Raw genomic sequence first — 24991 nt, 5'->3', positions numbered from 1 at the left:
GCTCCTACGGGATTGCATTTCAACTGTAGGAGCTGGCGAAGCCTGCGATCTTTTGGGAAACACCGAAGCGCAAGATCAAAAGATCGTCCGATCGCGGCCCGAGCCTTCGGCAGCTCCTACGGGATTGCATTTCAACTGTAGGAGCTGGCGAAGCCTGCGATCTTTTTAGTCGCTGCCCGTAATCAGGCGATATTGGCCAGGAGCTTTTCCCACTCCTTGTTTTCCTTCTTCGACACGCCACCGAGCAAATCGATGGCCTGGCGCAGACGGAAACGGGTCAGGTCCGGCCCGAGAATCTCCATGGCGTCGAGCACCGAGACCGAGCTTGCTTGCCCGGTGATCGCGGCGAACATCAGCGGCATGGCGTCACGCAGTTTCAACTCCAGGGATTCGACCACCGCCTGGATCGTCGCGGTAATGCTGTCCTTCTCCCACTGACGCAGGCTTTCGAGCTTCCACAAAATCAACTGCATCAACTGACGCACCTGATCGCCCGACAGCTTCTTAGACTCGAACAGCTTCGCGTCCGGGTTGACCCCGCCGGCGAAGAAGAACCCGGCCAGCGGAGCGACCTGGCTAAAGGTTTCAACGCGGCCCTGCACGTGCGGCGCGATTTTCATCATGTATTCAGGGTTCAACGCCCAGGTCTGCAGGCGCGAGGCGAACTCGTCCACCGGCAGGTCACGCAGCCACTGGCCGTTGAGCCAGGAGAGCTTCTCGATGTCGAAGATCGGCCCGCCCAGGGAGACGCGCTTGAGGTCGAAGTTGTCGACCATTTCTTGCAGCGAGAACTTCTCGCGCTCATCCGGCATCGACCAGCCCATGCGCCCCAGGTAGTTGAGCATCGCCTCAGGCATGAAGCCCATGCGCTCGTAGAACGTCACCGAGGTCGGGTTCTTGCGCTTGGACAGTTTGCTCTTGTCCGGGTTACGCAGCAGCGGCATGTAGCACAGCTCCGGTTGTTCCCAGCCGAAGTACTCGTAGAGCAGGATCAGCTTGGGCGCCGATGGCAGCCATTCTTCGCCGCGCAGCACGTGGGTGATGCCCATCAGGTGATCGTCGACCACGTTGGCCAGGAAGTAGGTCGGCAGGCCGTCGGTCTTCATCAGCACTTGCATGTCCATGCGATCCCACGGGATCTCGACGTCGCCACGCAGCATGTCCGGCACCACGCAGACGCCTTCGCTTGGCACCTTCATGCGGATAACGTGCGGCTCGCCAGCGGCCAGACGACGGGCCACTTCTTCCGCAGGCAGCAGCAGCGCACGCCCATCGTAGCGCGGGGTTTCGCCCCGGGCCTGTTGTTCGGCGCGCATCTGGTCCAGCTCTTCGGCGGTGCAGAAGCACGGGAAGGCGTGGCCCATTTCCACCAACTGCTGACAGTACTTCTGGTAGATATCGCCACGTTCACTCTGGCGATAAGGACCGTGCGGGCCGCCCACGTCCGGGCCTTCGCTCCAGTCGATACCCAACCAGCGCAGGGCGTCGAAAATCTGCTGTTCGGACTCGCGGGTCGAACGCAATTGGTCGGTGTCTTCGATCCGCAGGATGAACTCACCGCCGTGCTGCTTGGCAAAGCAGTAGTTAAACAATGCGATGTAAGCGGTACCTACGTGGGGATCCCCGGTAGGCGATGGCGCGATGCGAGTGCGGACGGTGGTCATGGCAAGTCTCGAAATGAAGATAAAACAAAGGGCGAATGGTAACAGGCGACACCGGCCCGGCTCCAGTGAGCAGGGCATTTAAGCCAAGTTTGCGTCTGCAACGCGCTTCGCACCCGGTGAATGGCCGAATATCAAAGGTCGGCATTTACCGTTTATCGGCTGTATGCCAGATTGGGCTGCTGATACCTTTCCTTACAATTTCTCGACTACAGTCTGCCCATGCCTGCCCAACTCAAGCGTCGCCTGTTTATTTTCCTGTTGCTCGTCCTGCTCATCGCCGGGGGATTCTTTGCTCACTGGTTTTTCAAAGGGCGCTTTTACGAAAGCACCGACAACGCCTATGTGCAGGGCGAGATCACCCGCGTGTCGAGCCAGCTCGGCGCTCGCATCGATCAGGTTTTGGTGCAGGACAACCAGCACGTTGAAAAAGGCCAGTTGCTGGTCAAACTCGAAGGTGATGATTTCCACCTGGCCGTCGACCGCGCCAACGCCGCCCTCGAGACCCGCCAGGCCGAGCGCCTGCAAGCCCAGAGCAAACTCACGCAACAGGCCAGCCTGATTGCGGCCAGCGAGGCGCAGGTGGCCTCCAGCCAGGCCAGCCTCAGTCGTTCGCAAATCGATTTGTCCCGCGCCGAAACCTTGCGCAAACCTGGCTACGTATCAGAAGAACGGGTGACCACCCTCTCCGCCGACAACCATATTGCCCGCTCCCAAGTGACCAAAGCCCAGGCGGATGCCCAGAGCCAGCGCCAGCAGGTGAACTCCCTGAGCGCCGAAATCAAGCGCCTGGATGCGATGATCGCCAATGCCCGGACCGATCTGGCCCAGGCCGAGCTGAACCTGACCCGCAGCGAGATCCACGCGCCCATCAGCGGCCTGATCGGCCAGCGCGCCGCGCGCAACGGCCAATACGTGCAGGCCGGCGCGTACCTGCTGTCGATCGTGCCGGACCAGGACATCTGGATCCAGGCCAACTTCAAGGAAACCCAGATCGGCCACATGCAGCCAGGGCAGAAAGCCGAGCTGACCTTCGACGCCTACAGCGATACGCCGATTGAAGCGCGGGTCGACAGTCTGTTTGCCGCTTCCGGGGCGCAATTCAGCCTGCTGCCACCGGACAATGCCACCGGCAACTTCACCAAAGTCGTACAACGGATCCCGGTCAAACTGACCTTCGCCGCGGATAACCCGCTGCACGGCAGGATTCGTCCGGGGATGTCGGTCACCGCCAAAGTGAACATCAAAGACGCCCCTGACGATGGCCGGTGACCAACTGATCCGCCCGGTCGGCGAGCCGACGCGGCGGGACTGGATTGCGGTCATGAGCGTGATGCTCGGCGCCTTCATGGCCGTGCTCGATATCCAGATCACCAACTCTTCACTCAAAGACATCCAGGGCGCGCTCTCGGCGACCCTGGAGGAAGGCTCGTGGATTTCCACTTCCTACCTGGTCGCGGAAATCATCATGATCCCGCTGACGGCGTGGTTGGTGCAGTTGCTGTCAGCACGTCGCCTGGCGGTCTGGGTCTCGCTGGGTTTCCTGGTGGCTTCGCTGCTGTGCTCCATGGCCTGGAGCCTGGAAAGCATGATCGTGTTCCGCGCCTTGCAGGGCTTCACCGGCGGCGCACTGATTCCGCTGGCGTTCACCCTGACCCTGATCAAGCTTCCCGAACACCATCGCGCCAAGGGCATGGCCATGTTTGCCATGACCGCCACCTTCGCGCCCTCCATTGGCCCGACACTGGGCGGCTGGCTGACGGAAAACTGGGGCTGGGAATACATCTTCTACATCAACATCCCCCCCGGCCTGATCATGATTGCCGGGCTGATGTACGGTCTGGAGAAAAAAGAGGCGCACTGGGAACTGCTCAAAAGCACCGACTACATGGGCATTCTCACCCTGGGCGTCGGCCTTGGTTGCCTGCAGGTTTTTCTTGAAGAAGGCCATCGCAAGGACTGGCTGGAATCGAGCCTGATCGTGACCCTGGGCAGCATCGCGCTGATCAGCCTGATCACCTTTGTGATCGTGCAGGTATCCAGGCCCAACCCCCTGATCAACCTGGGCATCCTGCGCAATCGCAATTTTGGCCTGTCGAGCATTTCCAGCCTCGGCATGGGGGTGGGCTTGTATGGCTCGATTTACCTGCTGCCGTTGTACCTGGCGCAGATCCAGAACTACAACGCCCTGCAGATCGGCGAAGTGATCATGTGGATGGGTGTGCCCCAGCTGTTTCTGATTCCGCTGGTGCCAAAACTGATGAAGTACATCTCACCCAAATGGCTGTGCACGCTGGGTTTTGGGTTGTTCGGCCTGGCGAGCTTCTCGTCGGGGGTGTTGAATCCGGATTTTGCCGGGCCGCAGTTCAATCAGATCCAGATCATTCGCGCCCTGGGCCAGCCGCTGATCATGGTCACCATTTCACTGATCGCCACCGCCTATATCCTGCCCCAGGATGCGGGGTCGGCGTCGAGCCTGTTCAACATCCTGCGCAACCTGGGCGGCGCGATTGGCATCGCCCTCCTCGCCACATTGCTGGATGCGCGAACCAAGACCTACTTCGATTATTTGCGCGAGGCGATCGTACCGACCAACCCGCAGGTGGCGGAGCGCATGGCGTCGATGACGGATAGGTTTGGCAGCGATACGGCGGCCTTGGGCAAACTGAGCGAAATCGCGCACCAGCAGGCCTCGATCATGGCGTACAACGATGCGTTTCACTTTGTCGGGATTGCGCTGGGGATCAGCATGATTGCGGTGTTGCTGACCAAGGCATTGCCGGCGGGGATCAAGGCTGGGGAAGCGCACTGATTTTGTAGTGCGGCGACTGACCTCATCGCGGGCAAGCCCGCTCCCACAAGATTTAGAGCCGTTCGCAGGATTTGTGGATCGACACAAAACCTGTGGGAGCGGGCTTGCCCGCGATGAGGCCAGTCAGGCACCGCACACCTCAAACAGTGATCAGGCGCTCGCGCAGCTTGCCAATCTCGTCGCGCATCTGCGCCGCAGCCTCGAACTCGAGGTCCCGCGCCAAGGCGTACATTTTCTCCTCCAGCGCCTTGATCCGCTTGGCCACTTCGCCCGGTGAGCGCAGTTCGGCTTCGTACTTGGCGCTTTCCTCGGCAGCCTTGGCCATGCCCTTGCGCTTCTTGCTGCGCGAACCCGGCACAGTGGCACCTTCCATGATGTCGGCAACGTCCTTGAACACCCCTTTGGGCGTGATGCCGTTGGCCAGGTTGAAGGCAATCTGCTTGTCCCGGCGACGCTCGGTCTCGCCGATCGCCCGCTCCATGGACCCGGTGATGCGGTCCGCATACAGGATCGCCCGGCCATTGAGGTTACGCGCCGCCCGGCCGATGGTCTGGATCAGCGACCGCTCGGAACGCAGGAAGCCTTCCTTGTCCGCGTCAAGAATCGCCACCAGGGAGACCTCCGGCATGTCCAGGCCTTCTCGCAGCAAGTTGATCCCCACCAACACGTCAAACGTCCCCAGCCGCAGGTCGCGGATGATTTCCACGCGCTCCACCGTGTCGATGTCCGAGTGCAGGTAACGAACCCTTACACCATGATCGGCCAGGTAGTCGGTCAAATCCTCAGACATGCGCTTGGTCAAAGTGGTGACCAGCACCCGCTCTTCCAGCGCGACACGCTTGGAGATTTCCGACAGCAAATCGTCGACCTGGGTCAGCGCCGGGCGGATTTCGATCTGCGGGTCCACCAGGCCGGTCGGCCGCACCAGTTGCTCGACCACCCGCCCCGCATGTTCGGCCTCATAGTTGCCAGGCGTCGCGGAGACGAAAATGGTTTGCGGGCTGATGTGTTCAAATTCGTCGAAGCGCATCGGCCGGTTATCCAGGGCCGATGGCAGGCGGAAGCCGTACTCCACCAGGGTTTCCTTGCGCGAGCGGTCGCCTTTATACATGGCCCCCACCTGGGGCACGCTGACATGGGATTCGTCGATCACCAGCAACGCATCGGCCGGCAGGTAATCGAACAAGGTCGGCGGCGCCTCGCCGGAAGCGCGCCCGGACAGGTAGCGCGAGTAGTTTTCGATACCGTTGCAGTAGCCCAGCTCGAGAATCATCTCCAGGTCGAAACGCGTGCGCTGCTCCAGGCGCTGTGCTTCCACCAGCTTGTTGTTGGAGCGCAGGTAGTCCAGGCGCTCCTGCAGTTCGACCTTGATCCCCTCGATGGCGCCGAGCAGGGTTTCTCTCGGGGTCACGTAGTGGCTCTTCGGATAGAAGGTGAATCGCGGCAACTGGCGCGTCACCTCGCCAGTCAGCGGATCGAACGCGGAAATCCGCTCGACCTCGTCATCGAACAGCTCGATGCGGATCGCTTCAAAGTCCGATTCCGCCGGATGGATATCGATCACGTCGCCGCGAACCCGGAATGTCGCCCGGGCGAAATCCATGTCGTTGCGGGTGTATTGCAGGTCCGCCAGGCGGCGCAGCAAGGCGCGCTGATCCAGCTTGTCGCCGCGATCCACGTGCAACACCATCTTCAGATAGGTTTCCGGGCTGCCCAGGCCGTAGATGCACGACACCGTAGTCACGATGATCGCGTCCTTGCGCTCCAGCAGGGCCTTGGTCGCCGACAGTCGCATCTGCTCGATGTGGTCGTTGATCGAGGCGTCCTTCTCGATAAAGGTATCCGAGGACGGCACATAGGCTTCGGGCTGGTAGTAGTCGTAGTAGGAAACGAAATACTCGACGGCGTTGTTGGGGAAAAACGCCTTGAATTCGCCATACAACTGCGCGGCCAGGGTTTTGTTCGGCGCCAGCACCAGGGTTGGGCGCTGAACCTGGGCAATGACGTTGGCGATGCTGAAGGTCTTGCCCGAGCCGGTCACACCGAGCAACGTCTGGTGCGCCAGCCCGGCCTCGATGCCTTCGACCATCAGGCGGATGGCTTCCGGCTGATCGCCGGCGGGCTCGAAGCGGGTGACTAGCTGGAATTCAGACATGCATACCTCTGGGTTCTCGAAGCAGGGAATCGCGCCTGCAGGTTAAACCTGCTGGAACGAGAAAAGCCGCAAACGACTGACGCCGCCCGAGGAAAAAAACTGGATTGTGCTCAATGTGGAGCCGATTGCCTGCGCTTTCAAGGTAAACGTCCTACATCACTCTGGGTCTTTGACGACGCAGTGCGACTAACGGTCGAAAAATAATGCAAAAAACTTACGCGAAAAGCCGAATCGTCTGTCGCCTTCACTCGTTGATGGCCTCTATACTAGCTCCCCGTTTGTGCACCGCTCTAGTGCATTCGGCTGGAGCGCGACACGTCCCTCCACTCCCCATTCAGAGCCGCCGCAAAAATGAGCCTGTTCTCCGCTGTCGAAATGGCACCACGCGATCCAATCCTGGGCCTCAACGAAGCATTCAACGCCGATACACGCACCACCAAGGTCAACCTGGGGGTCGGTGTTTACTGCAACGAGGAGGGGCGAATTCCACTCCTGCGCGCCGTTGTCGAAGCCGAGACGATTCGCGTCGCTCAACACGCGTCCCGCGGCTACCTGCCAATCGACGGCATCGCTGCCTACGACCAGGCCGTGCAAAAACTCCTGTTTGGCAACGATTCGCCCCTGATCGCCGCTGGCCGTGTTCTGACCACCCAGGCCGTCGGCGGCACTGGTGCACTGAAAATCGGTGCTGACTTCCTCAAGCAGCTGCTGCCCGACGCCGTCGTAGCGATCAGTGACCCAAGCTGGGAAAACCACCGCGCGCTGTTCGAAACCGCCGGTTTCCCGGTACATAACTATCGCTACTACGACGCCGCGACCCACGACGTTAACCGCAGCGGCCTGCTGGAAGACCTCAACGCCCTGCCGTCTGGCTCGATCGTCGTACTGCACGCCTGCTGCCACAACCCGACCGGCGTGGACCTGAGCCCGGCGGACTGGAAAAACGTGCTCGACGTGGTCAAAGCCAAAGGCCACGTGCCGTTCCTCGACATGGCCTACCAGGGCTTTGGCGACGGCATCGACGAAGACGCGGCGGCCGTGCGCCTGTTCGCTGAATCGGGCCTGACCTTCTTCGTCTCCAGCTCGTTCTCCAAGTCGTTCTCGCTGTACGGCGAGCGCGTTGGCGCCCTGTCGATCGTCAGCGAGTCGAAAGAAGAAAGCGCGCGAGTGCTGTCGCAGGTCAAGCGCGTGATCCGCACCAACTACTCCAACCCGCCGACCCACGGTGCAAGCATCGTCGCTGCTGTACTGAACAGCCCTGAGCTGCGCGCGCAGTGGGAAGAGGAGCTGGCTGAGATGCGCCTGCGCATTCGCGCCATGCGCACCCAGATGGTCGACCTGTTGGCGGAAAAAGCGCCGCAGCGTGACTTCAGCTTCGTCGGTCGCCAGCGTGGCATGTTCTCCTACTCCGGCCTGACCACCGAACAGGTTCACCGCTTGCGCAACGAGTTCGGCATCTACGCGCTGGACACGGGCCGCATCTGCGTTGCGGCGCTGAACCAGAGCAACATCAAGGCGGTAACGGATGCCATCGTTCAGGTGATCTGATTCGGCCTGTTGACGAAAAACGGGAAGCCTTTGGGCTTCCCGTTTTTTATTTGTCTGAAGAATGCGGCTCGAAACCTCTAGACTGCATCAGATCTCAACTAGCCGTAGGAGCTGTCGAGTGCAACGAGGCGGCTCCTACGGGTTTTGTGTACAGCCTGAATTCCTGCGAGAACGTAGATGAAAAATGATGACCTGCGCGCCGAGCGCGATGACCTGGATGAACTGGACCATTTCGTCCCTCGCCCTGCGGCCAAACGCGGCAACAACCTGGTGCTGCAAGTGGCCGCCGGTGTGTTTCTCGGCGGCCTGGCCCTGTGGCTGGTGCAACTGGCGGTGACGATGGTGTATGGCAAGCTGATGCTTGGCACCTTTACCTTCGGCGGTTAAACCAGTTCGCCAGCCCGCTGACTGGCGGCATCGTCATAAGCGACGTAGAGCGATTCGGCGACCTGGCTCTTGATGGCCTTGGTGCTTTCCAGGCCGAGAACGAAACCTTCGGCCTTGCCGCCCGCACGATTCAATTCTTCGGCGGTGCTGGCCTGGGTGATGGCGTCGAACAGCTTTTCAGCGTGTGGGCCAACGCCTTTTGGCAGGCTGATCTGGGCGATGCTCATGCGAACACCCCGTTGGCTGGACAGGTGAAAACTGGGTGATTCATGGCGCGTACCTTTTCGGCGAATGGCCGGCAGCGCGTGTAACCGCTTCCGGGCGGCCATGGTAGACCCCTGAGGGGATTCTGGTAACCGCCAAAGTCGGAAAAACCACTGCGGGTCTCGACGAATTGTCGATTTTAACCACAGGTGCTTGACTTCCCTTTTTGAATCAGTAACATACACGCCATTCCGCGATAGCTCAGTTGGTAGAGCAAGTGACTGTTAATCACTGGGTCCCTGGTTCGAGTCCAGGTCGTGGAGCCAGACAGCAAGAACTGAAAAGCCCCTGAATCGAAAGATTCAGGGGCTTTTTTGTGGGCTTAAGTCTGTTGCAGGAGCGAGCTCCTGCATGATTCAGACATGCTCACCCGTCTTGGCCTGCACCGGTCGCGATTCTCCATGCCCATGGTCAACCTCCACCACCGGAATCTCCTTGCCATCGCAATCGTGCAGCTTGCCATCGCTGAAGTAATCGCCTTCACGCAATGCGGCCAGGTCCTGATAACGCAACACCCGCTCGGTACCCGCAGCGAACACCGACTGCTGGTCGGAGTTGCCCGCCGTCAGGTGGTTAAACGCCAGGTTCAGCACGATGGCCATGATCGCCGACGAGCTGATGCCCGAGTGGAAGATGGTCGCGAACCAGCTCGGGAATTGGTCATAGAAGTTGGGCGCAGCGATGGGGATCATGCCGAAACCGATCGAGGTGGCGACGATGATCAGGTTGACGTTGTTGCGGTAATCAACCTTGGACAGCGTCCGAATGCCACTGGCCGCCACGGTGCCGAACAGCACAATACCGGCACCGCCGAGCACAGAGGTCGGCACTGCGGCAATCACCCGCCCCATGAACGGCAGCAGGCCGAGGATCACCAGGAACAACCCGCCCGTCGCTACCACGAAGCGACTCTTGATTCCGGTCACCGCCACCAGCCCGACGTTCTGGGCGAATGCGCTTTGGGTGAACGAGCCAAAGATCGGCGCGATCATGCTCGACAGCATGTCCGCGCGCAGACCGTTGCCCAGGCGCTTGGAGTCGACCTTGGTCTCGATGATTTCGCCCACGGCGAGAATGTCCGCCGAGGTTTCCACCAGCGTCACCATGACCACAATGCACATCGACAGGATCGCGGCGAAGTGGAACGTCGGCATGCCGAAGTGGAACGGTGTCGGGAAACCGAACATCGGGCCCTGGGTCACGGACGAAAAGTCTGCCATGCCAAGGAACACCGCGATGACCGTGCCGATCACCATGGCCAGCAGGATCGACAAGCGGGAGATGGTCGCGCTGCCGACCTTGCTCAGCAGCAATACCAGCACCAGCGTCACTGCCGCCAAACCGATGTTGGCCATGCTGCCGAAGTCAGGCGCGTGACTGTTGCCCCCCATGGCCCAGCGCGCGGCCACCGGCATCAGCGTCAGGCCGATGGTGGTGATCACGATACCGGTCACCAGCGGCGGGAAGAACTTGGTGATACGCGAGAACACCGGGGTTATCAGTAACCCAATCAACGACGCGGCAATTACCGCCCCCAGGATCGACTGGAACCCGCCCTCCCCGCCGCTGCTGACAATCGCCACCATGGTCGCGACGCCGGAAAACGAGACGCCCTGGACCAGCGGCAACTGGCAGCCAAAAAACGGTAAACCAAGGGTCTGCAGCAACGTTGCCAGGCCCCCTGCAAACAGTGACGCAGCAATCAACAAACCGATGTCCGCCGGCGACAGCCCGGCCGCCTGTCCGATAATCAACGGCACCGCAACGATGCCGCCGTACATGGTCAGAACGTGTTGCAGGCCATAAGCCATATTCGCGCCGATCCCAAGGTTTTCATCCTCAGGCCGTTGGTGTGAAACATGGGGCGTTTTCATGATTGGGGGGTTCCCTGGTTTTTTGTTATGCGCACACTGTATGCAAGACTCAGGACAAATGTCTATAGAGTTGTATACAACTCACCAGTCAGATTATGGACACATGTCCATCCCACCCTTGTTTGCACTGGGCTCCACCAGAAAAATTCCTTCACTATTTTTCGCCTGACAGCTCTCTCGCCCCCCGCTGTTTTTTAGCTTTCAGGCGTTGAGCGAGATCCCGCGAGTGCTCAAAACCTGAGCCGGTCGCTGAAGGCGATCAGCTCGGTCACTTACTGAGGCTGGAAGTACGGCCTCTAAGCGCCGCTCACCAGGCGGGCCAAGGTTTGCCTCAATCCCGCATGCGCTGGCAGCCGAATGCCGAACTCGAGCTGTAGCAAGTCGATGAGTTCTGCGACATCAGCCACTTCATGCCGATCGCTGGCATGGCCGGTTCGGTGGATGGCAAAACTGCCGTTGTTGAGCGTGCGCCGCCAGCCATCCCCGGTCCGCGCCACCATCAGTTGCCTTGAGAAAGACGAGTCTGGATGAGTCGAGACGTACCAGTTGCCGACGGCGTAATCGACGTCCTCCTGGCGCTGCAGGTCGAAGATGTACATCGGCCGCCATTCATCCCCGACCTTGGCGCGCAAGGTATAGCCATCCTCATGCTCGTCGATCCGGTAGGGTTCGTGGAAGGTGGGCTGCTCGGCCCTGGAGTCGAGTAGCAATGGCGCAGTGGGCACCATGCCGCCGAAGCCAACGTCGGTGATGTAGCGTACGCCGTCCAGGTGCACCAGGCTCAAGCGGTGAGTGCGGGCGGTCCAGGCGCCTTCGGGCTGGCCCATTACCACCCGACCGGTAATGCCCTGAACATCGAAGCCCAGCTCTTGGAGCAACACGAAAAAGATGTGGTTGAGCTCGTAGCAATAGCCGCCGCGCTGTTCCTGCAGCAGTTTTCGCTCGATGGACGGCAAGTCGATCAGCACCGGTTCGCCCGCCAGCGTCGCCAGGTTTTCGAACGGGAACACGCCGGTGTGACGCAGTTGCAGCTGACGCAAGGTATCGAGTGTCGGCGCCGGCGGTGCTTCGAACCCTAGAAGTTGCAGGTAGTGCGCAAGGTTGCTCAGGCGTGTCTCGCTCATTGCTCAATCCTATACCGGTGCTGCGGATCGCTCCGCCGATGGGCCACAGGTATAGGCCAAAAACGCCCCGGACCGACAATTGATTTCCCCAATCAGCCTTTTTTGAAATCAACGACGCTTGCGTGAGCCCAGGCGAATCCAGGTCGGGGCATGGTCGCTGGCGTGGGGTTCATTGCGCACCCAGGCGTCCACGCCAGCCTCCTCCAGGTAAGGACTCGACGCCGGGTTGAGCAACAGGTGGTCGATGCGCAGGCCTGAGTTCTTTTGCCAGTGCTGGCGAAAGTAATCCCAGAAGGTATAGAGCCGATCTTCCGGGTAGAGGTGACGCAGGGAATCGGTCCAGCCCTGGTCGAGCAGGCGCTGGTAGCACTCGCGACTTTCCGGCTGCAGCAAGGCATCCTTGAGCCAGGAGCGCGGGTTATAGATATCCATGTCGGTGGGCACTACGTTGTAATCCCCGGCCAGCACCACCGGATGGTCGCTGGCCTGAAGGTCCTTGGCATAGGCGATCAATCGCTCGAACCAGGCCAGCTTGTAATCAAATTTCGGCCCGGGCTGCGGGTTGCCATTAGGCAAGTAAAGACACCCCACCAACACCCCGTGCACGGCGGCCTCGATGTAGCGGCTGTGCGTGTCGCTGTCATCGCCTGGCAACCCGCGCCGGCTTTCCAGCGGTTGCGCATCCCGCGCCAGGATCGCTACCCCGTTCCACGACGACTGGCCCTGCCAGATCGCGCCATATCCGGCAGCTTCAAGCGCGGCGGCGGGAAAAGCGCTGTCCACTGACTTGAGCTCCTGCAGGCAGACAACGTCCGGTTGCTCGCGCTCGAGCCAGGCGAGCAGGTTCGGCAAACGGGCGCGCATGCCATTGACGTTGAACGTGGCGATTCGCAATTTTTTCATGGCCCGGCGCTCCTGCTGGCAAAGTGGACGGCGTGGTTTCCAAGGTTGTGACAGCTGGCTTTTTGCGGGGTTGCGTCGGAATGGGTTTGTACCTGTCCGTTGCGCTCACCTCACGACCACTCGTCATCCAATCGGCACCAACCCCCTCACTCGCTACCCAACATCAGGTAACGACTCATTTTTGGAGACGTACCATGAAAAATCTCAAGATCTCCTCACTGCTTCTGGCCGGGTTGATGTCCGTGGCGTCACTGGGTGCCTATGCGGCGTCCGGCGATGGAGCTGACGCTACCGGGACCAAATCGGGATCCGTCGGTGGCTCGACGATGTCCCCCAATAACAACCCTGGCATGCCTTCCGGCACCTCGGGCGGCAGCAACAGTAGCTCGACCCCATCCACCGGTAGCGGCAGCGGTAGCGGTAGCGGTAGCGGCAGCAGTACCGGCGGCGGCACCGGCACCAATGGCGGCACCAGCGGCTCGGGTGCAGGCGGCGGCACCGGGGCTCCAGGTGGTGGCACGGGCGGTGCGGGCGGTGGCACGGGCAGCTGAACGCGTAAAGGCAGCCGATGAACTCGACTGCCTGCGTTGCCCTGACCGTACAATCGCTGTATCAACGATCTGAGCGTATCAGCGCCTCTTCGGCGCCTTCCATCGAAAGCACCGCCACCCGGTTGCGGCCGGAATGTTTGGCTTGATACAGCGCAGCATCCGCGCGCCCGATAAACACTTCGATGCTGTCGCGCCCGTTTGGCACGAACGAGTAGCACCCCAGGCTCACGGTGACGTATCCCGTGGGCGATTCGGAATGGGTGATGTTTTTGCCCATGACTCTTTGGCGAATTTCCTCTGCGATAATCTTAGCCCCGCGCAGATCGGTGTCAGGCAGCAGTACCGCGAATTCCTCCCCGCCATAACGCACCGCAAGATCAGCCTTGCGCTGACAGCATGCTTTCACCGCACCCGCCACTTCAGCCAGGCAATGGTCACCGACAACGTGACCGTAGGTATCGTTGTAGCGCTTGAAAAAATCGATGTCGAGCATGATCAGGCTGAGCGGACTGGCTTGCCGGGCCCCACGCCCGAACTCGATGTCCAGCGCGCGCTCGAACAACCTCCTATTGGCCAGCCCCGTCAGGCTGTCGTGGGTGGCGATCAGCTCCAGCGTTTCCTGGGCCGCGCGCAAATCCGCCTCGATGCGCTCGCCATTGCGCACCTGATGGATGAACACCCAACCGAACAGGCAAACGCCCAGCACCACCAGGCCGACGATCATGCTGGACTGGAATGCGGTGTCTGACCAGCGCTTGAGAATCGCCGTTTGCGAAGAAGCCGCGGACACCACCAGCGGATAGGCGTCCAGCTGCCCGTAACCGTGCAGGCGTATCACGCCGTCCACCATCGAGCTCACCATGGCATTGCCGGAAGACGCACCGGGCAGCCATTTCTGGAAGATTTCCCCCTGGGCCAGGCTCGAGCCAATCTGCGCTTCCACGAAAGGCCTGCGCGCCAGCAGGGTGCCATCGGTCATGGCGAGGAACATCGAGCCGTTGTCATCGATGCTGAAGCTTTTGAAGAACTGGTCGAAATACGACATCTTGATCCCGGCCATCAACACGCCCAGGAACTTGCCATCCTTGTCGTTTACCCGCTTGGACAGCGGAATGATCCACTCGCCATTCTCGCGACTGCGAATCGCCGGGCCGATGTGCGCCTGCGAAGAAATGTTCTGCTGGTGAAACTTGAAGTAGTCACGATCCGCCACGCCCTTGCCACGGGGCAGGTCTTCGAACGACGTCACCACCCATTGCCCCTGGCGGTCGAACAGGAAAATGCCGTGCAGCTGATTCAGCGCCGCCACTCGCCGGGCGAAGGTCCTCTGCAGCCTTGGCACTTGCGCAGCGCCGTAGCCGTCAGCCTGAATCCAGTCGGCCAGGCTGCTCAACACCAGGTCAGCCTTCATGAAGGTATCTTCAGCCTGCTGTGCCATGGCACGGGTCAGATTCTGCGACGCCACTTGCGCCTGTTCCAGATCGTAACGGCGTGACTGGTCCAGTTGCAGGTACAGCAAACCCACAAGGGTCAGGCACACGGCTACGATGAACAGCACCGCCGCCTTGAGCAGCGGCATTCGTTTCAGCGGCCGGCCGGAGCTGGGCTGGTGGTCATACATGGGAATTGGCAAGGAAACTCATCCTGGGAAAGGCGCGTCAGGCGCCGATCATTCTGTCGACATCTTCAAAGGTCACACGAGGCACCAGTTCAGCAGGGATCCTCGAAGTGCTGGACAGGTTGTAGACCTGGAAGTCCGGATTCATTACGTATTTCGACAGAATCTTGAACGACGGCAGGATCCGGGTGTGGAAATGCTCATCCAGCGTGCAAGGCGAAACCAAGGCCCCCGGAGTCTCGTAGAAGCGTTTCACTGATTGATTCAGATCGACACCCACCAGGAACACCTTGGAAAAACCCAGGTGATAAGCAACCTGCAGGGCCACATAAGCCACCGTGCGCGCATCAAAAAAACCACGCTTAAGATTTTTGCTGAAACCCAGGCTGCGATTACGCCCTGCCCCCAGCTTGCGGCTTCGGATCAGTTCCCTGTCACGCCGGCCCAGCAGCCCCAGCCATGACAGCCTGGGAGCACGAGTCAACAGGTACAGCTCCCCCTTGGGGTTGAGCGCCTGGTAATACGCGTGACTTTGCGTCACCGCAACCCGCTGGCTCAAGCGCATGGCTTCAGCGAACAGACGCGGCTGCTCCCTGTAGAACGCGTCATCCGAGCACATGAAAAAGTACGGTTTGATGTCGGTGCCGATGAACATCGATATCGCACCGTTCATGGTAATCATCGGCACGTCAGCATACTTCTTGAGAGGAAAGTCCTTGGCTGACGCACCCGAGGCGATGATAAACACCGCCCCGTTACTTATATTGCGACACCCATCCAGGTCACGGACCTGGACCGGACTCTTGACCAGTTCCGTGGTTTTTTGCGCAACATCCATATTCACCCCCCTTATTTCGGGTTGAGCACCACGGCGGGAGCTCCTGCCCGCAGCAAATCCAGAATCGGTAACTTGGAGGGCAGGTTCAACCCCCGCAGGACAGCCGAATCGTAGCCGTACACATCGGGCTTGAACGTCACTCGCCCGTCATTACTCAGGTCTACCGTCCAGTACGCCAACAGCACCGGCACCTTCACCGGCAGCCGAATATTTTCGGTCTTGCCCTTGGCCAACTGTTTCTGGATGCCGGCACTGTCCCAGCGCACCGGATCGTTGAACAACAGTTCGACCAGCTGCAACGGGTTTTCCACGCGAATGCAGCCGGAACTGGTGGCGCGCATCGATTTGGAGAACAACTCGCGATGGGGCGTGTCGTGCAAATAAATCGCATAGTCGTTGGGAAAACGAATCACCACCTGCCCCAGCGAACTGTCGGGCCCCGCATCCTGGCGCAGGCTGACGCCACGCGGGTTGCTCCAGTCGACGCTAGACGGATCCAGCACCGCACCCTCGCGATCGATCACGCGAATGTGGTTGGCGGCGAGATACCCGGGATTCCTCTGGATCTTGGGGATCACGTCTTCCTTGAGGATGGTGGGGGGCACCGTCCAGGTCGGGTTGAACGTGACATAGGTGATCTCGGACTGGAACACCGGCGTGTTACGGAACGGCTTGCCCACCTGCACCCGCGAGCGCCAGATGGGCTTGCCGTCGCGGTACATCGCGACTTTATACCCGGCGATATCAACAATCACGAAGGTGCCTTGCAGCTTGTACAGCAGCCAGCGCGCCCGCTCCATGTTCACCCGGACCTGATCGATGCGCGCGTCGACCGACACATTCAGCGCCGCCAGCGTGGTCGCCCCGGCCACACCATCAGCCCCCAGGTACTGCTCGGCCTGATATTTCTTCACTGCCGCAATCACTGCGCCGTCATATTTGGTTCCACGGGCCAGGCGCGGTTCGAGAAAACCACCGGCGACCAACCTGGCCCGCAACTGGGCGACGGCAGGGTCATCCATGCCCGGCTTGAGCGATTGACCTTCGGCCACTTTTGGCCAGCCACCCACGTCGTGCACCTTGCGCAACTGCGCCAGGCCTTCGCGCAAGCCGCGATACACCGCCTCTTGCGGTGGCGCCTGGGCAAAGGCGCCGGCCACGTCATGGGCATCCAGGGCGATGAAGAATTTATTCACGTCTTCCCGGGGATCGACGTCCGCAGGGTCGAAATTCCAATGGATATCCAATCGGGAAGGATCGACCTTGCCGCGACGCAACTGCAGCAATGCCGTGAGAAAAGTATGAGTGGCCGCAACATCGAATGCCGCCCGCTGTTCAGGTGTCGCCGAATCAGCCTGCATCAATGTCCGCGACGCGGCCAACTCGTCGATATGAAAATCCGCCGGGTTCAAGCCATCGACCTGAGTGGCCCGCAAGCTGGCAAACAATTGCGCGGTATCGCCTTCGTTGGTCCACGCCGCGCGATAGCCACGATGAGAGTAGAAATCCAGGACCATGCGGCTGACATCGACCCGCTTATGCCGCGGCGCAGTCAGTAAAGGAGGAAAAGATGTCGTCAGGGGCGAAAGGTGCGCCTGGATCGCCTGCCCGACGTTGTCATCCGCTGCCGCATCCCTTTGGATGATGGGAGCAATTGCCCCCTCGTTCGACGAATTTTCTCCATGCGCAGCACCGCTGATCAGAAAGACCATAAAAAAGACGCGGCTTATGACGAATAACCTTGTTAATTGCACCATGGATAATCCTTAATCTCCCGATTTCAACGGCTAGCTTCCCGCAAACAGCTAGACTCGAACCTATCACGATGAGACATCTATATGGCGCCAGCTCGCATTCGTCTGCTTCTCTCGGCCCTGCTGCTGACATCCCTTTCAGTACCGGCAGCCTACGCCGATTCGCTTGCCGCCGCCCTCGTCAAAGCGGCTCCAGATGCCAACGCCGCCGTTATAAACCTGGCAGTACGCGCTTCACAATGTACGCAGGCCCAGGGTTCAGCTCCAGCCCAACGCCTGGCAGTCATCGATTACTCCCTGCCTTCGACCGAACAACGCCTGTGGGTGTTCGATCTGAAAAAGAGAAAGTTGCTGTTTCGTGAACTGGTCGCCCATGGCCGTAACAGCGGCGAGAACATGGCGGTCAACTTTTCCAACCAGAACGAGAGTTTCGCCACCAGTTTAGGGTTGTATCGCACACAAGCCAGTTACGTCGGGCAGAACGGTTATTCCCTGCGCATGCAAGGCCTGGAACCAGGCTTCAACGATAACGCGTTTGACCGGGCAATCGTCATTCACGGTGCACCATATGTCAGTCCGGTACTGGCACGCGCCAACGGCCGGATTGGTCGAAGCCTGGGCTGCCCGGCCGTGAGGCCTGCCGTTGCTCGCCCGTTGATTGACTCGATGAAAAATGGGCAGTTGTTGTTTTCTTATTATCCGGACCAGCGCTGGTTGAAGTCATCGCCTTATATTAACTGCAGTGGCGCAACGGTTGCTTCGGTGGGTAAGGCTACGTCTCGGAAGTAGGTGGGGCGCCCTCCCGAGCTCGTTGCAAAAGTGTAATCAGCGCTCGCGAAGCGTGACCTGCCGGCCCTGACTATTTAAACTCCCGGGGCGCCATTACTTTCTTTGGCCTGCCCGGGAATCAAGCATGGACCTTCAGCATCGCAACAACGTAACTGTGCTGGGTGACGGTCCGTCGACATTGATCCTGTCCCACGGCTTCGGCTGCGACCAGAGCATGTGGAACTACCTGTATCCTCACTTTACCGGGCGTTTTCGTGTGGTGATGCTTGACCTGGTCGGTGCCGGCCGGTCGGATCTAAGCGCCTACGATCCACAAAAATACAGCTCGCTGGCGGGTTATGCCCATGACCTCAACGAAATCATCGACGAGTATGCCCAAGGCCCGGTGATCCTGGTCGGCCACTCCGTCAGCGCCATGATCGGCGTCATCGCTGATCGCCAATTGCCTGATCGAATCGCCGCCCACGTCATGATTGGCCCATCGCCCTGCTACATCGATTCCGATGACTACGTGGGCGGCTTCAAGCTCGAAGACATCCATTCGTTGCTCGACACCCTCGACAGCAACTACCTTGGCTGGTCGAGCACCATGGCGCCGGTCATCATGGGCGCACCGGGGCAGCCGGACCTGAGCGAAGAACTGACCAACAGCTTTTGCCGCACCGAACCGGAAATCGCCAAGCAGTTCGCCCGCACCACCTTCATGTCCGACAACCGCAAGGACGTCGCAGGGCTGACCACGCCCACCTTGATCCTGCAGTCCACCGACGACCTGATCGCGCCTGTTGCCGTGGGCGAATACCTGCGCGCCGTAATCCCCAACAGCCGCTATTGCCTGGTGGACAACGTCGGCCACTGCCCGCACATGAGCGCACCGGGAGCCTGCTCCATCGCCATGGACGATTTCCTGCAGCCCTGGGCCGGAACCGATGACTGAAGAGTCGTACCTGCCGGATGCCCACTCGCTGTTCGAAGGCGCCCCTTGCGCCCTCGTGGTCACCCGTGAAGATGGCAGCATCCTGCGAGCCAACCTGACCTTCTGCACCTGGATCGGTTTCAGCCAGGAGGAGCTGTGCGGGCGCCGCTTCCAGGAACTGCTGACGATGGGCGGGCGGATCTTTCACCAGACCCACTGGGCACCGCTGATGCGCATGCAGGGCTCGGTCGCGGAAGTGAAGCTCGACCTGGTTCACCGCGACCGGCACATCATCACCATGCTGCTCAACGGCGTCCGGCGCGAGCACGCCAGCGGCGCCTTCTACGAACTTGCATTGTTCGGCACCACTGACCGCGACAAATACGAGCGCGAACTGCTCAACGCCCGCAAGCTCGCCGAGGCCCTGCTGAAAGAAAAGACCGCCACCGAAACGGCTTTACAGCAAGCACAGGACGAACTCAGCGACGCCTACGAAAAGGCCCAGCGACGCGCCCAATTTGCTGAACAGATGGTCGCCATCGTCAGCCACGACCTGAAAAACCCGCTCACCGCAATCAAAATGGCCTCGGACATCCTCGCCCGCAGCGAGCGCACCGCCCGGGAAACCACCCTGCTCGGCCACATCAGCCAATCCTCCGAACGCGCCCAACGGATGATCGCCGACCTGCTGGACTTCGCCCTCGCCCGGGTCGGCCAAGGCCTGAGCATCGCCGTCGCCCCTTCGGACCTGCACGGCGTCACCCGCCTAAACGTCGACGAACTAAGGGTGGCCTTTCCGGCCGCGAACCTCCTCCACCAGGAAAGCGGCAGCGGCAGCGCCCTGCTCGACGCTGACCGAGTGCAGCAGATCATCGGCAACCTGGTCGCCAACAGCGTGGCCTATGGCGATTCGCTACAGCCGGTCATCATCACCTCACGCATCGAACAACATACTGCCATCCTGTCAGTGCACAACCAGGGCCCCGCCATCCCGCCCTCCCTGATAGACGTCCTGTTCGAACCCATGACCCGCGGCACCGAGAGCGACAGTGAAGTGCGCAGCGTCGGCCTGGGATTGTATATCGTCCGGGAAATTGCCAAGGCGCATGGGGGCGACGTCGGCGTGCAATCCAGTGAGGAAGGCGGGACTGAGTTCAGCGTCTATTTCCCACACTCCCTTTAGCGGCTGGTGGCGTCCTGAGGACTGGTGACGGTGGCGCCCGAGGTGAATGATTCGGCAGGCAGCCTAACCCTGATAAACTCCCCATCTCCCAGCCCTGTCGATTCCAGATTCCTCCAATGCCTTCAGCCATTGCCACACCTGCACCGCTCTCCCGCCGCTTCTCCGTCGCGCCGATGATGGATTGGATCGATTAATGACAAGGGTCTTTGAAATAAAGGCTTGCAGCAATGACGCATTTCCCGCGTACCAATTCTGTACCACCAAACCCTTTCTTATGACCTCTATGCCACAGATAAATGCCTTTACATCCGGCAAATAACGGCCAGAAGCTCCCATTTGATTTGGGGCGCTGTCACCCGCGATGGCCCCTCCACTCACGAGTTTTCATGGCTAGCTTGAGGGACCAGCATTCTCCGCCGCTGGAGCATCGGCAGGATTATTGCGTCCATTTCATTTCAAATCCGCCCCCCAAGTCGACAACTCGCCTATTGTTGCAAGACGACATTCTGTTCGGCAGGATCGGGTCTCAATACCGTTACTGCTTGCAACCAATCGCAAATGCCCGTTTCAACCCAAAGGAGAAATTATGCGATCGATAGGTCTTGATTCAGCAATAGCCATGAGTGAGCACAGCAAACGTACTTGGTGGCGCAGAGTGTCCGCCAATGTCGTAGGCCGTACCGGCAGCGACCGGGGAAGAACGATGGTTGCCCTGGATGACGTCCTTCCCTTCATTTCAGTCCAACTGACCGATGAGGACATTGATCTGATCATTTCGGCCGATGCGGGAAACGCCGATGCGCAAAACGATTTGGCTCAGATGTTCGATGAACATGGAAAGCATGAAGTTGCGTTGTATTGGTGGCGCGCTTCAGCCGATCAAGGGCACCCTGACGCCATGCAATATCTCGGCAACTGCTTCATATGCGGCAATGGCGTCTCCAAAGATGAGAACACTGGAATCATGTGGATCGCCAAGGCCGCTTCCTTCGGACATGTGGTGGCCGGAGGCCAAATAAACTCTCTTTTACGGTTTGCCAACACTAGAGCACGCTGAATTTCCTGACATTCTTTGGCACGACCTTAGCTGTGCCAATGCCCGATATGGCGTAATCAGTCCTATGCCAAATTGACTTCGTTCGGACGCGGATTTGGTTTCTGCAGGGATAATGCTGCTCGCTGAGACTGGCATAGCCCTTGCTTCAAACCAACCAGCAGCACTGTTTCTGCCGTTAAATTGACCTAAGGGATGTCCTAAATGAAATCTGCACAACAGGGTTTTACGCTCATCGAACTCCTAATCGTCGTTGCGATCATTGGGATTCTCGCCACATTCGCTATTCCGGCTTATTCGGATTATGTGGCCAAAGCCAAGGTCGGTGCGGCAATTGCCGAGATTTCCCCTGGGAAAACCGGGTACGAGGTGATGGTAAATGAAGGGAATGTGGCCAACATTACGCCGGCTGCAATCGGCCTACAGGCGAGCACTCCTAACTGCACAATAACAACCACCCAGGCAGCAACCGGCATTGGCACCATCGCCTGCGCCATCAAGGACAACATTGCCGCAGCAGGTAACGTTATTTGGTCGCGAGATGCCGCCGGTGCGTGGACCTGTACATACAGTGGCGTTGCGAAATATGCCAGCAAGGGTTGCCCTAAAGTATAACGTGCCAAGTAGTGGCGACGGTGCACGCTGAACAGCAATATCTGGTCAAGCCGGTCCGCATAGGACCAATGACGCTCCTCTCGAAACCATCCTGGTGTCGAGAGGAGCTTTCGCTGCAGCAGTGGGCTAGCCGCTCGCGATAAACAATGAATTAGATGTTTAGTACAGCCCGCCTGATGCCTGCAGCTAGCCCCTTGATGGATTGGGCGTAGCAATACGCCGACGTCCCGGCCGGCCTAGCGCACCCTGCCTTATCTCTTCGCCTTTGTAGCAATTTTAAGCAGCGTTCCACACAGGCCTGTGATGGAGGGAACACTGTGCTTGAGAGCCTCTAAAACCTAGGCCTGCCGCATCACCTAAGCGCACTAGTACCAATTTTTTACCACCACCCTCAATACATCATTATTTTGCAAGCAGAAGACGCCCCGCTTTCGTCGACGTACCCGTGGTGACACGGATCTGGTTAGAATGTCGGAATACGACCGCTTCCGCACCCTGCACAGCTGGTTTATCGAACTGAGCTGCATGTGATTTTTCAATCGATCTGCGTTCAATTTGTTGAGGTTTAAATTGCCAATAACTCGTTTTAGCATCCCTGAACTGGAAGCTGCGGAAGTAGGCCTTAAGAGCATAAATATGCCGAGGCTTGGCCGCATGGTGGCGCTTGCAGGCAAAAACGGATCAGGAAAATCCCGTATTTTAAGAAAACTGAGTGAGTACGTAACTCATCGCGTACAACACTTTGGGGAAACAGATAAAATTCGCGAAAGCATAGAGGCGAATCTAAGAGCAGCCGCCCAAAACCAACAAGATGGTGAATCAGATTTTTTAAGAACTGCGAAGATCCTCCAGACTAGGTTGGATCTTGCAACAGAGCGCGTCATTAGCAATAGCAAAGTCAACTTTAAGCCAGTAAAGTTTGTACCGAAACACATAGGATTATCCGACCCACGCCAACAAAATCCCGCCGAAGTTGAAATCCACTATTTCGAAGCCAAAACACCTGGAATCGACGGTCATCAGTCATTCTGCGTGCCCTACCTCCATTATGTACAGCACAAATGGTGGAATGCCACTCACCCTAGCCAAAAGTGCAGTGCGGAAGAAAAAGAATTTGCTATCGACGATTACGAAACTTTAAAAAAATTAGTATTGAAATTTCTTAACACCGAACTCAGCCTCAATCTTGCCGGTAACCCAACGCTTTATGGCAAACCAATCCCAGACGCAGGGCTTTCCGACGGCCAAATAGTATTATTACAACTTTGCGTCGCGATCCATGCGCAAAATAAGGATCTGGATGATTCGATCTTCATCCTAGATGAGCCGGAAAATCATCTTCATCCTTCTGCAGTTATCGACGTTCTACAATCGATTTATGATCTAGCCCCAAACTCCCAGATATGGGTAGCAACTCATTCAGTACCGCTCCTTGCATACATGGCAAGTGTAGACACCATGTCTATTTGGTACGTGGACGATGGAGCCGTCGCGAACTCCGGCCGTTACCCCGAACGGGTTTTAAAAACACTTTTGGGAGATCAAGAAAGATTAGATCAGTTAAATCAGTTCACAGGATTGCCATCTCAACTCGCGCTTATCACTTATGCAGCAGAAAGCTTGCTGCCACCTCAAACACTTACCTATGGTGAAAAAGACCCACAGATTTCACAGATCCGACGTTTTATCGTGCAAAAATCAGATGGCAAACCAATATCAATACTAGATATTGGCGCCGGCAAAGGACGACTATTAGCTGGATTAGCAGCTGAGTTAGTTGATCAGAAAACATCTGTGCCGGACGCAATTGATTACTTCGCATTCGACCCCTTCCCTGACGACAAAGCGACTTGTGAAGGTGTTATAAATTCGTTCTATCCAAATACCAACAAGCGATATTTCAATTCCCGCGACGAATTTTTCAGCAACAAAGAAGATGGCAGTGTCTCCATCGCTGTTTTATGCAACGTGTTACATGAGATTCCGCCTAAAGACTGGGCAGGACTGTTCTCTGAAAATGAGCTTATCAATCGTTCGCTATCGGAAGACGGGTATCTAATGATAGTTGAGGATCAACGAATCCCCGTTGGAGAAATGGCGCACGCATTAGGATTTTTGGTTCTAAATACTGCTCATTTGCGCACTCTCTTCTCCGTCACAGACCACGATGTGAGAGAAGGAAAATTTCTAGTTGACGACGCACGGGGCAACGGGAGACTTTTGGCTCACTTTATTTCCAAGTCACTTCTTAGCAGAGTTTCAGCAGCAACAGTGAAGCGAGCAATCGAACAATTGCTTTTAACAGCAAAAAGCGAAATTAAGCGTTTAAGGGCCGCGCCACCAAGTTATTCCAACGGGCAACTTCATGGCTTCTGGACCCAGCAATTTGCAAATGCTGCACTATATTTGGACGAGACATAAGCACCCAGCCATAGAGCGGAGAATTACAGCAGAGCTTTAACAGCTGCATGCTAGAAGCCCACGCCACCGGCGCTTCTAGCATAAAAGCTACTCCATCTGAATGGAAACGCTCGCTCAACGAGCGTAGTTGCCCAATCCCGGAAGAAAACCTATCCATTCGTGGTTAGGAGGTTCCCAAGCTGATAACGAGGGTTCGATTCCCTTCACCCTCGCCACTATTTCCGAGGCTTCCAGCGGTATCAAGGTGACGTTTCGTAGAACTAGTGACAGTTTCGGTGACAGTACTGGACTCTGGGAGTGTTTGCGCACCAACGTGAGTGCACAGCAACTGACGGACTTGAGCCAGCACCCTCCCCCTAGGTGTCTTCGGCTTTTCATGTTGACCCACGGGAAATAGGTTAGGAAGGTTAGTTTTTTGCTAATGGCCCTGACAGCCTTATCGTTCGCGGCGTTGCGGTCGATCTTATTGGTTAGTTTTAGGGTTACGAGAGGTAATTTCCTAACCCTGTCTCTTATACACATCT

At 58.3% G+C, this 24991-nt stretch carries 20 protein-coding genes and 1 tRNA gene; 12 read left to right on the top strand and 9 right to left on the bottom strand.

The genetic code is table 11. The annotated features are described in order from the left end of the window. Positions 1–182: 182 nt before the first annotated feature. Positions 183–1664, bottom strand: coding sequence for a glutamate--tRNA ligase (gltX, locus tag UB23_RS02645; protein ID WP_045057786.1), 1482 nt, complete (start codon positions 1662–1664; stop codon positions 183–185). Between the two features lie 219 nt (positions 1665–1883). Here gltX and UB23_RS02640 point away from each other — a divergent pair, with 219 nt between their 5' ends. Both UB23_RS02640 and UB23_RS02635 read left to right on the top strand, forming a co-directional pair. Continuing rightward, entirely contained in the window at positions 1884–2933 is a 1050-nt protein-coding gene (locus UB23_RS02640) for an HlyD family secretion protein (protein ID WP_045057785.1), read from the top strand. Further along, entirely contained in the window at positions 2923–4473 is a 1551-nt protein-coding gene (locus UB23_RS02635; protein WP_045057784.1) for an MDR family MFS transporter, read from the top strand. The genes UB23_RS02640 and UB23_RS02635 overlap by 11 nt, the downstream gene beginning before the upstream one ends. 139 nt (positions 4474–4612) lie before the next feature. On the opposite strand, the gene uvrB is transcribed toward UB23_RS02635, so the two are convergent. After that, the gene (gene uvrB, locus UB23_RS02630; RefSeq protein WP_045057783.1) at positions 4613–6628 is read right to left on the bottom strand and encodes an excinuclease ABC subunit UvrB; all 2016 of its coding nucleotides are present in this window, start codon (positions 6626–6628) and stop codon (positions 4613–4615) included. Positions 6629–6979: 351 nt separating this feature from the next. Between uvrB and UB23_RS02625 the strand changes: the two genes are divergently transcribed. Then, positions 6980–8176: an amino acid aminotransferase gene (locus tag UB23_RS02625; protein WP_045057782.1), complete on the top strand. Its 1197-nt coding sequence runs from the start codon at positions 6980–6982 to the stop codon at positions 8174–8176. A 177-nt stretch (positions 8177–8353) separates the two neighbouring features. After that, the gene (locus UB23_RS02620; RefSeq protein WP_045057781.1) at positions 8354–8563 is read left to right on the top strand and encodes a hypothetical protein; all 210 of its coding nucleotides are present in this window, start codon (positions 8354–8356) and stop codon (positions 8561–8563) included. Here the strand turns inward: UB23_RS02620 and UB23_RS02615 are convergent. Further along, positions 8560–8790 carry a hypothetical protein gene (locus tag UB23_RS02615; protein WP_045057788.1) on the bottom strand — a complete coding sequence of 77 codons (231 nt, stop codon included), beginning with the start codon at positions 8788–8790 and terminating at the stop codon, positions 8560–8562. The two genes, UB23_RS02620 and UB23_RS02615, sit on opposite strands and share 4 nt — an antisense overlap. Before the next feature lie 227 nt (positions 8791–9017). Between UB23_RS02615 and UB23_RS02610 the strand changes: the two genes are divergently transcribed. Next, positions 9018–9093 (top strand) — tRNA-Asn (locus UB23_RS02610). A 90-nt stretch (positions 9094–9183) separates the two neighbouring features. Here the strand turns inward: UB23_RS02610 and UB23_RS02605 are convergent. From UB23_RS02605 to UB23_RS02595, 3 genes are all read right to left on the bottom strand, one after another. Continuing rightward, a complete protein-coding gene (locus UB23_RS02605; RefSeq protein WP_045057780.1) occupies positions 9184–10701 on the bottom strand; it encodes a nucleobase:cation symporter-2 family protein in 1518 nt (505 codons plus the stop codon). Positions 10702–10997: 296 nt separating this feature from the next. Next, a complete protein-coding gene (locus UB23_RS02600; protein ID WP_045057779.1) occupies positions 10998–11825 on the bottom strand; it encodes an arylamine N-acetyltransferase family protein in 828 nt (275 codons plus the stop codon). Between the two features lie 108 nt (positions 11826–11933). Further along, a complete protein-coding gene (locus UB23_RS02595) occupies positions 11934–12728 on the bottom strand; it encodes an exodeoxyribonuclease III (protein ID WP_045057778.1) in 795 nt (264 codons plus the stop codon). A 194-nt stretch (positions 12729–12922) separates the two neighbouring features. Between UB23_RS02595 and UB23_RS02590 the strand changes: the two genes are divergently transcribed. Beyond that, positions 12923–13279, top strand: a complete 357-nt coding sequence (locus UB23_RS02590) for a hypothetical protein (RefSeq protein WP_045057777.1) — start codon at positions 12923–12925, stop codon at positions 13277–13279. 61 nt (positions 13280–13340) lie between these two features. On the opposite strand, the gene UB23_RS02585 is transcribed toward UB23_RS02590, so the two are convergent. From UB23_RS02585 to UB23_RS02575, 3 genes are read right to left on the bottom strand one after another with little or no spacing between them, the layout of a single operon-like run. Beyond that, positions 13341–14912: a sensor domain-containing diguanylate cyclase gene (locus UB23_RS02585; RefSeq protein WP_045057776.1), complete on the bottom strand. Its 1572-nt coding sequence runs from the start codon at positions 14910–14912 to the stop codon at positions 13341–13343. A gap of 25 nt (positions 14913–14937) precedes the next feature. Further along, entirely contained in the window at positions 14938–15735 is a 798-nt protein-coding gene (locus UB23_RS02580) for an LPS biosynthesis protein (protein WP_045057775.1), read from the bottom strand. Positions 15736–15746: 11 nt separating this feature from the next. Then, a complete protein-coding gene (locus UB23_RS02575) occupies positions 15747–17492 on the bottom strand; it encodes a L,D-transpeptidase family protein (protein WP_045057774.1) in 1746 nt (581 codons plus the stop codon). Positions 17493–17573: 81 nt separating this feature from the next. Here UB23_RS02575 and UB23_RS02570 point away from each other — a divergent pair, with 81 nt between their 5' ends. From UB23_RS02570 to UB23_RS02545, 6 genes are all read left to right on the top strand, one after another. Beyond that, positions 17574–18278 (top strand): murein L,D-transpeptidase catalytic domain family protein, encoded by a 705-nt coding sequence (locus UB23_RS02570; protein WP_045057773.1) that lies wholly within the window; start codon positions 17574–17576, stop codon positions 18276–18278. A gap of 124 nt (positions 18279–18402) precedes the next feature. Then, entirely contained in the window at positions 18403–19215 is an 813-nt protein-coding gene (locus UB23_RS02565) for an alpha/beta fold hydrolase (RefSeq protein ID WP_045057772.1), read from the top strand. Next, the gene (locus UB23_RS02560) at positions 19208–20377 is read left to right on the top strand and encodes a PAS domain-containing sensor histidine kinase (protein WP_045057771.1); all 1170 of its coding nucleotides are present in this window, start codon (positions 19208–19210) and stop codon (positions 20375–20377) included. The genes UB23_RS02565 and UB23_RS02560 overlap by 8 nt, the downstream gene beginning before the upstream one ends. A 619-nt stretch (positions 20378–20996) precedes the next feature. Beyond that, positions 20997–21434, top strand: coding sequence for a tetratricopeptide repeat protein (locus UB23_RS02555; protein ID WP_152644226.1), 438 nt, complete (start codon positions 20997–20999; stop codon positions 21432–21434). A 201-nt stretch (positions 21435–21635) separates the two neighbouring features. Continuing rightward, complete coding sequence (locus UB23_RS02550) at positions 21636–22046, top strand: pilin (protein WP_045057770.1); 411 nt, start codon at positions 21636–21638, stop codon at positions 22044–22046. Between the two features lie 570 nt (positions 22047–22616). Further along, positions 22617–24467: an AAA family ATPase gene (locus tag UB23_RS02545; protein ID WP_152644225.1), complete on the top strand. Its 1851-nt coding sequence runs from the start codon at positions 22617–22619 to the stop codon at positions 24465–24467. The last annotated feature ends 524 nt before the right edge of the window (positions 24468–24991 follow it).

It is taken from the genome of Pseudomonas sp. ES3-33, from assembly GCF_000952175.1.
GTDB classification, from domain to species: domain Bacteria; phylum Pseudomonadota; class Gammaproteobacteria; order Pseudomonadales; family Pseudomonadaceae; genus Aquipseudomonas; species Aquipseudomonas gregormendelii.
Note: the sequence above shows the minus strand (reverse complement) of the source record. Positions and strands in the feature narration are given on the sequence as shown.

Bases quoted from the DNA above. Each gene is read 5' to 3' on its own strand.
- UB23_RS02625 (WP_045057782.1), top strand. From the start codon at position 6,980: ATGAGCCTGTTCTCCGCTGTCGAAATGGCACCACGCGATCCAATCCTG.
- UB23_RS02620 (WP_045057781.1), top strand. From the start codon at position 8,354: ATGAAAAATGATGACCTGCGCGCCGAGCGCGATGACCTGGATGAACTG.
- UB23_RS02555 (WP_152644226.1), top strand. From the start codon at position 20,997: ATGAGTGAGCACAGCAAACGTACTTGGTGGCGCAGAGTGTCCGCCAAT.
- UB23_RS02580 (WP_045057775.1), bottom strand. From the start codon at position 15,735: ATGGATGTTGCGCAAAAAACCACGGAACTGGTCAAGAGTCCGGTCCAG.
- UB23_RS02640 (WP_045057785.1), top strand. From the start codon at position 1,884: ATGCCTGCCCAACTCAAGCGTCGCCTGTTTATTTTCCTGTTGCTCGTC.
- UB23_RS02565 (WP_045057772.1), top strand. From the start codon at position 18,403: ATGGACCTTCAGCATCGCAACAACGTAACTGTGCTGGGTGACGGTCCG.
- UB23_RS02600 (WP_045057779.1), bottom strand. From the start codon at position 11,825: ATGAGCGAGACACGCCTGAGCAACCTTGCGCACTACCTGCAACTTCTA.
- UB23_RS02635 (WP_045057784.1), top strand. From the start codon at position 2,923: ATGGCCGGTGACCAACTGATCCGCCCGGTCGGCGAGCCGACGCGGCGG.
- gltX (WP_045057786.1), bottom strand. From the start codon at position 1,664: ATGACCACCGTCCGCACTCGCATCGCGCCATCGCCTACCGGGGATCCC.
- UB23_RS02570 (WP_045057773.1), top strand. From the start codon at position 17,574: ATGGCGCCAGCTCGCATTCGTCTGCTTCTCTCGGCCCTGCTGCTGACA.
- UB23_RS02575 (WP_045057774.1), bottom strand. From the start codon at position 17,492: ATGGTGCAATTAACAAGGTTATTCGTCATAAGCCGCGTCTTTTTTATG.
- UB23_RS02550 (WP_045057770.1), top strand. From the start codon at position 21,636: ATGAAATCTGCACAACAGGGTTTTACGCTCATCGAACTCCTAATCGTC.
- UB23_RS02560 (WP_045057771.1), top strand. From the start codon at position 19,208: ATGACTGAAGAGTCGTACCTGCCGGATGCCCACTCGCTGTTCGAAGGC.
- UB23_RS02605 (WP_045057780.1), bottom strand. From the start codon at position 10,701: ATGAAAACGCCCCATGTTTCACACCAACGGCCTGAGGATGAAAACCTT.
- UB23_RS02615 (WP_045057788.1), bottom strand. From the start codon at position 8,790: ATGAGCATCGCCCAGATCAGCCTGCCAAAAGGCGTTGGCCCACACGCT.
- UB23_RS02590 (WP_045057777.1), top strand. From the start codon at position 12,923: ATGAAAAATCTCAAGATCTCCTCACTGCTTCTGGCCGGGTTGATGTCC.
- UB23_RS02595 (WP_045057778.1), bottom strand. From the start codon at position 12,728: ATGAAAAAATTGCGAATCGCCACGTTCAACGTCAATGGCATGCGCGCC.
- uvrB (WP_045057783.1), bottom strand. From the start codon at position 6,628: ATGTCTGAATTCCAGCTAGTCACCCGCTTCGAGCCCGCCGGCGATCAG.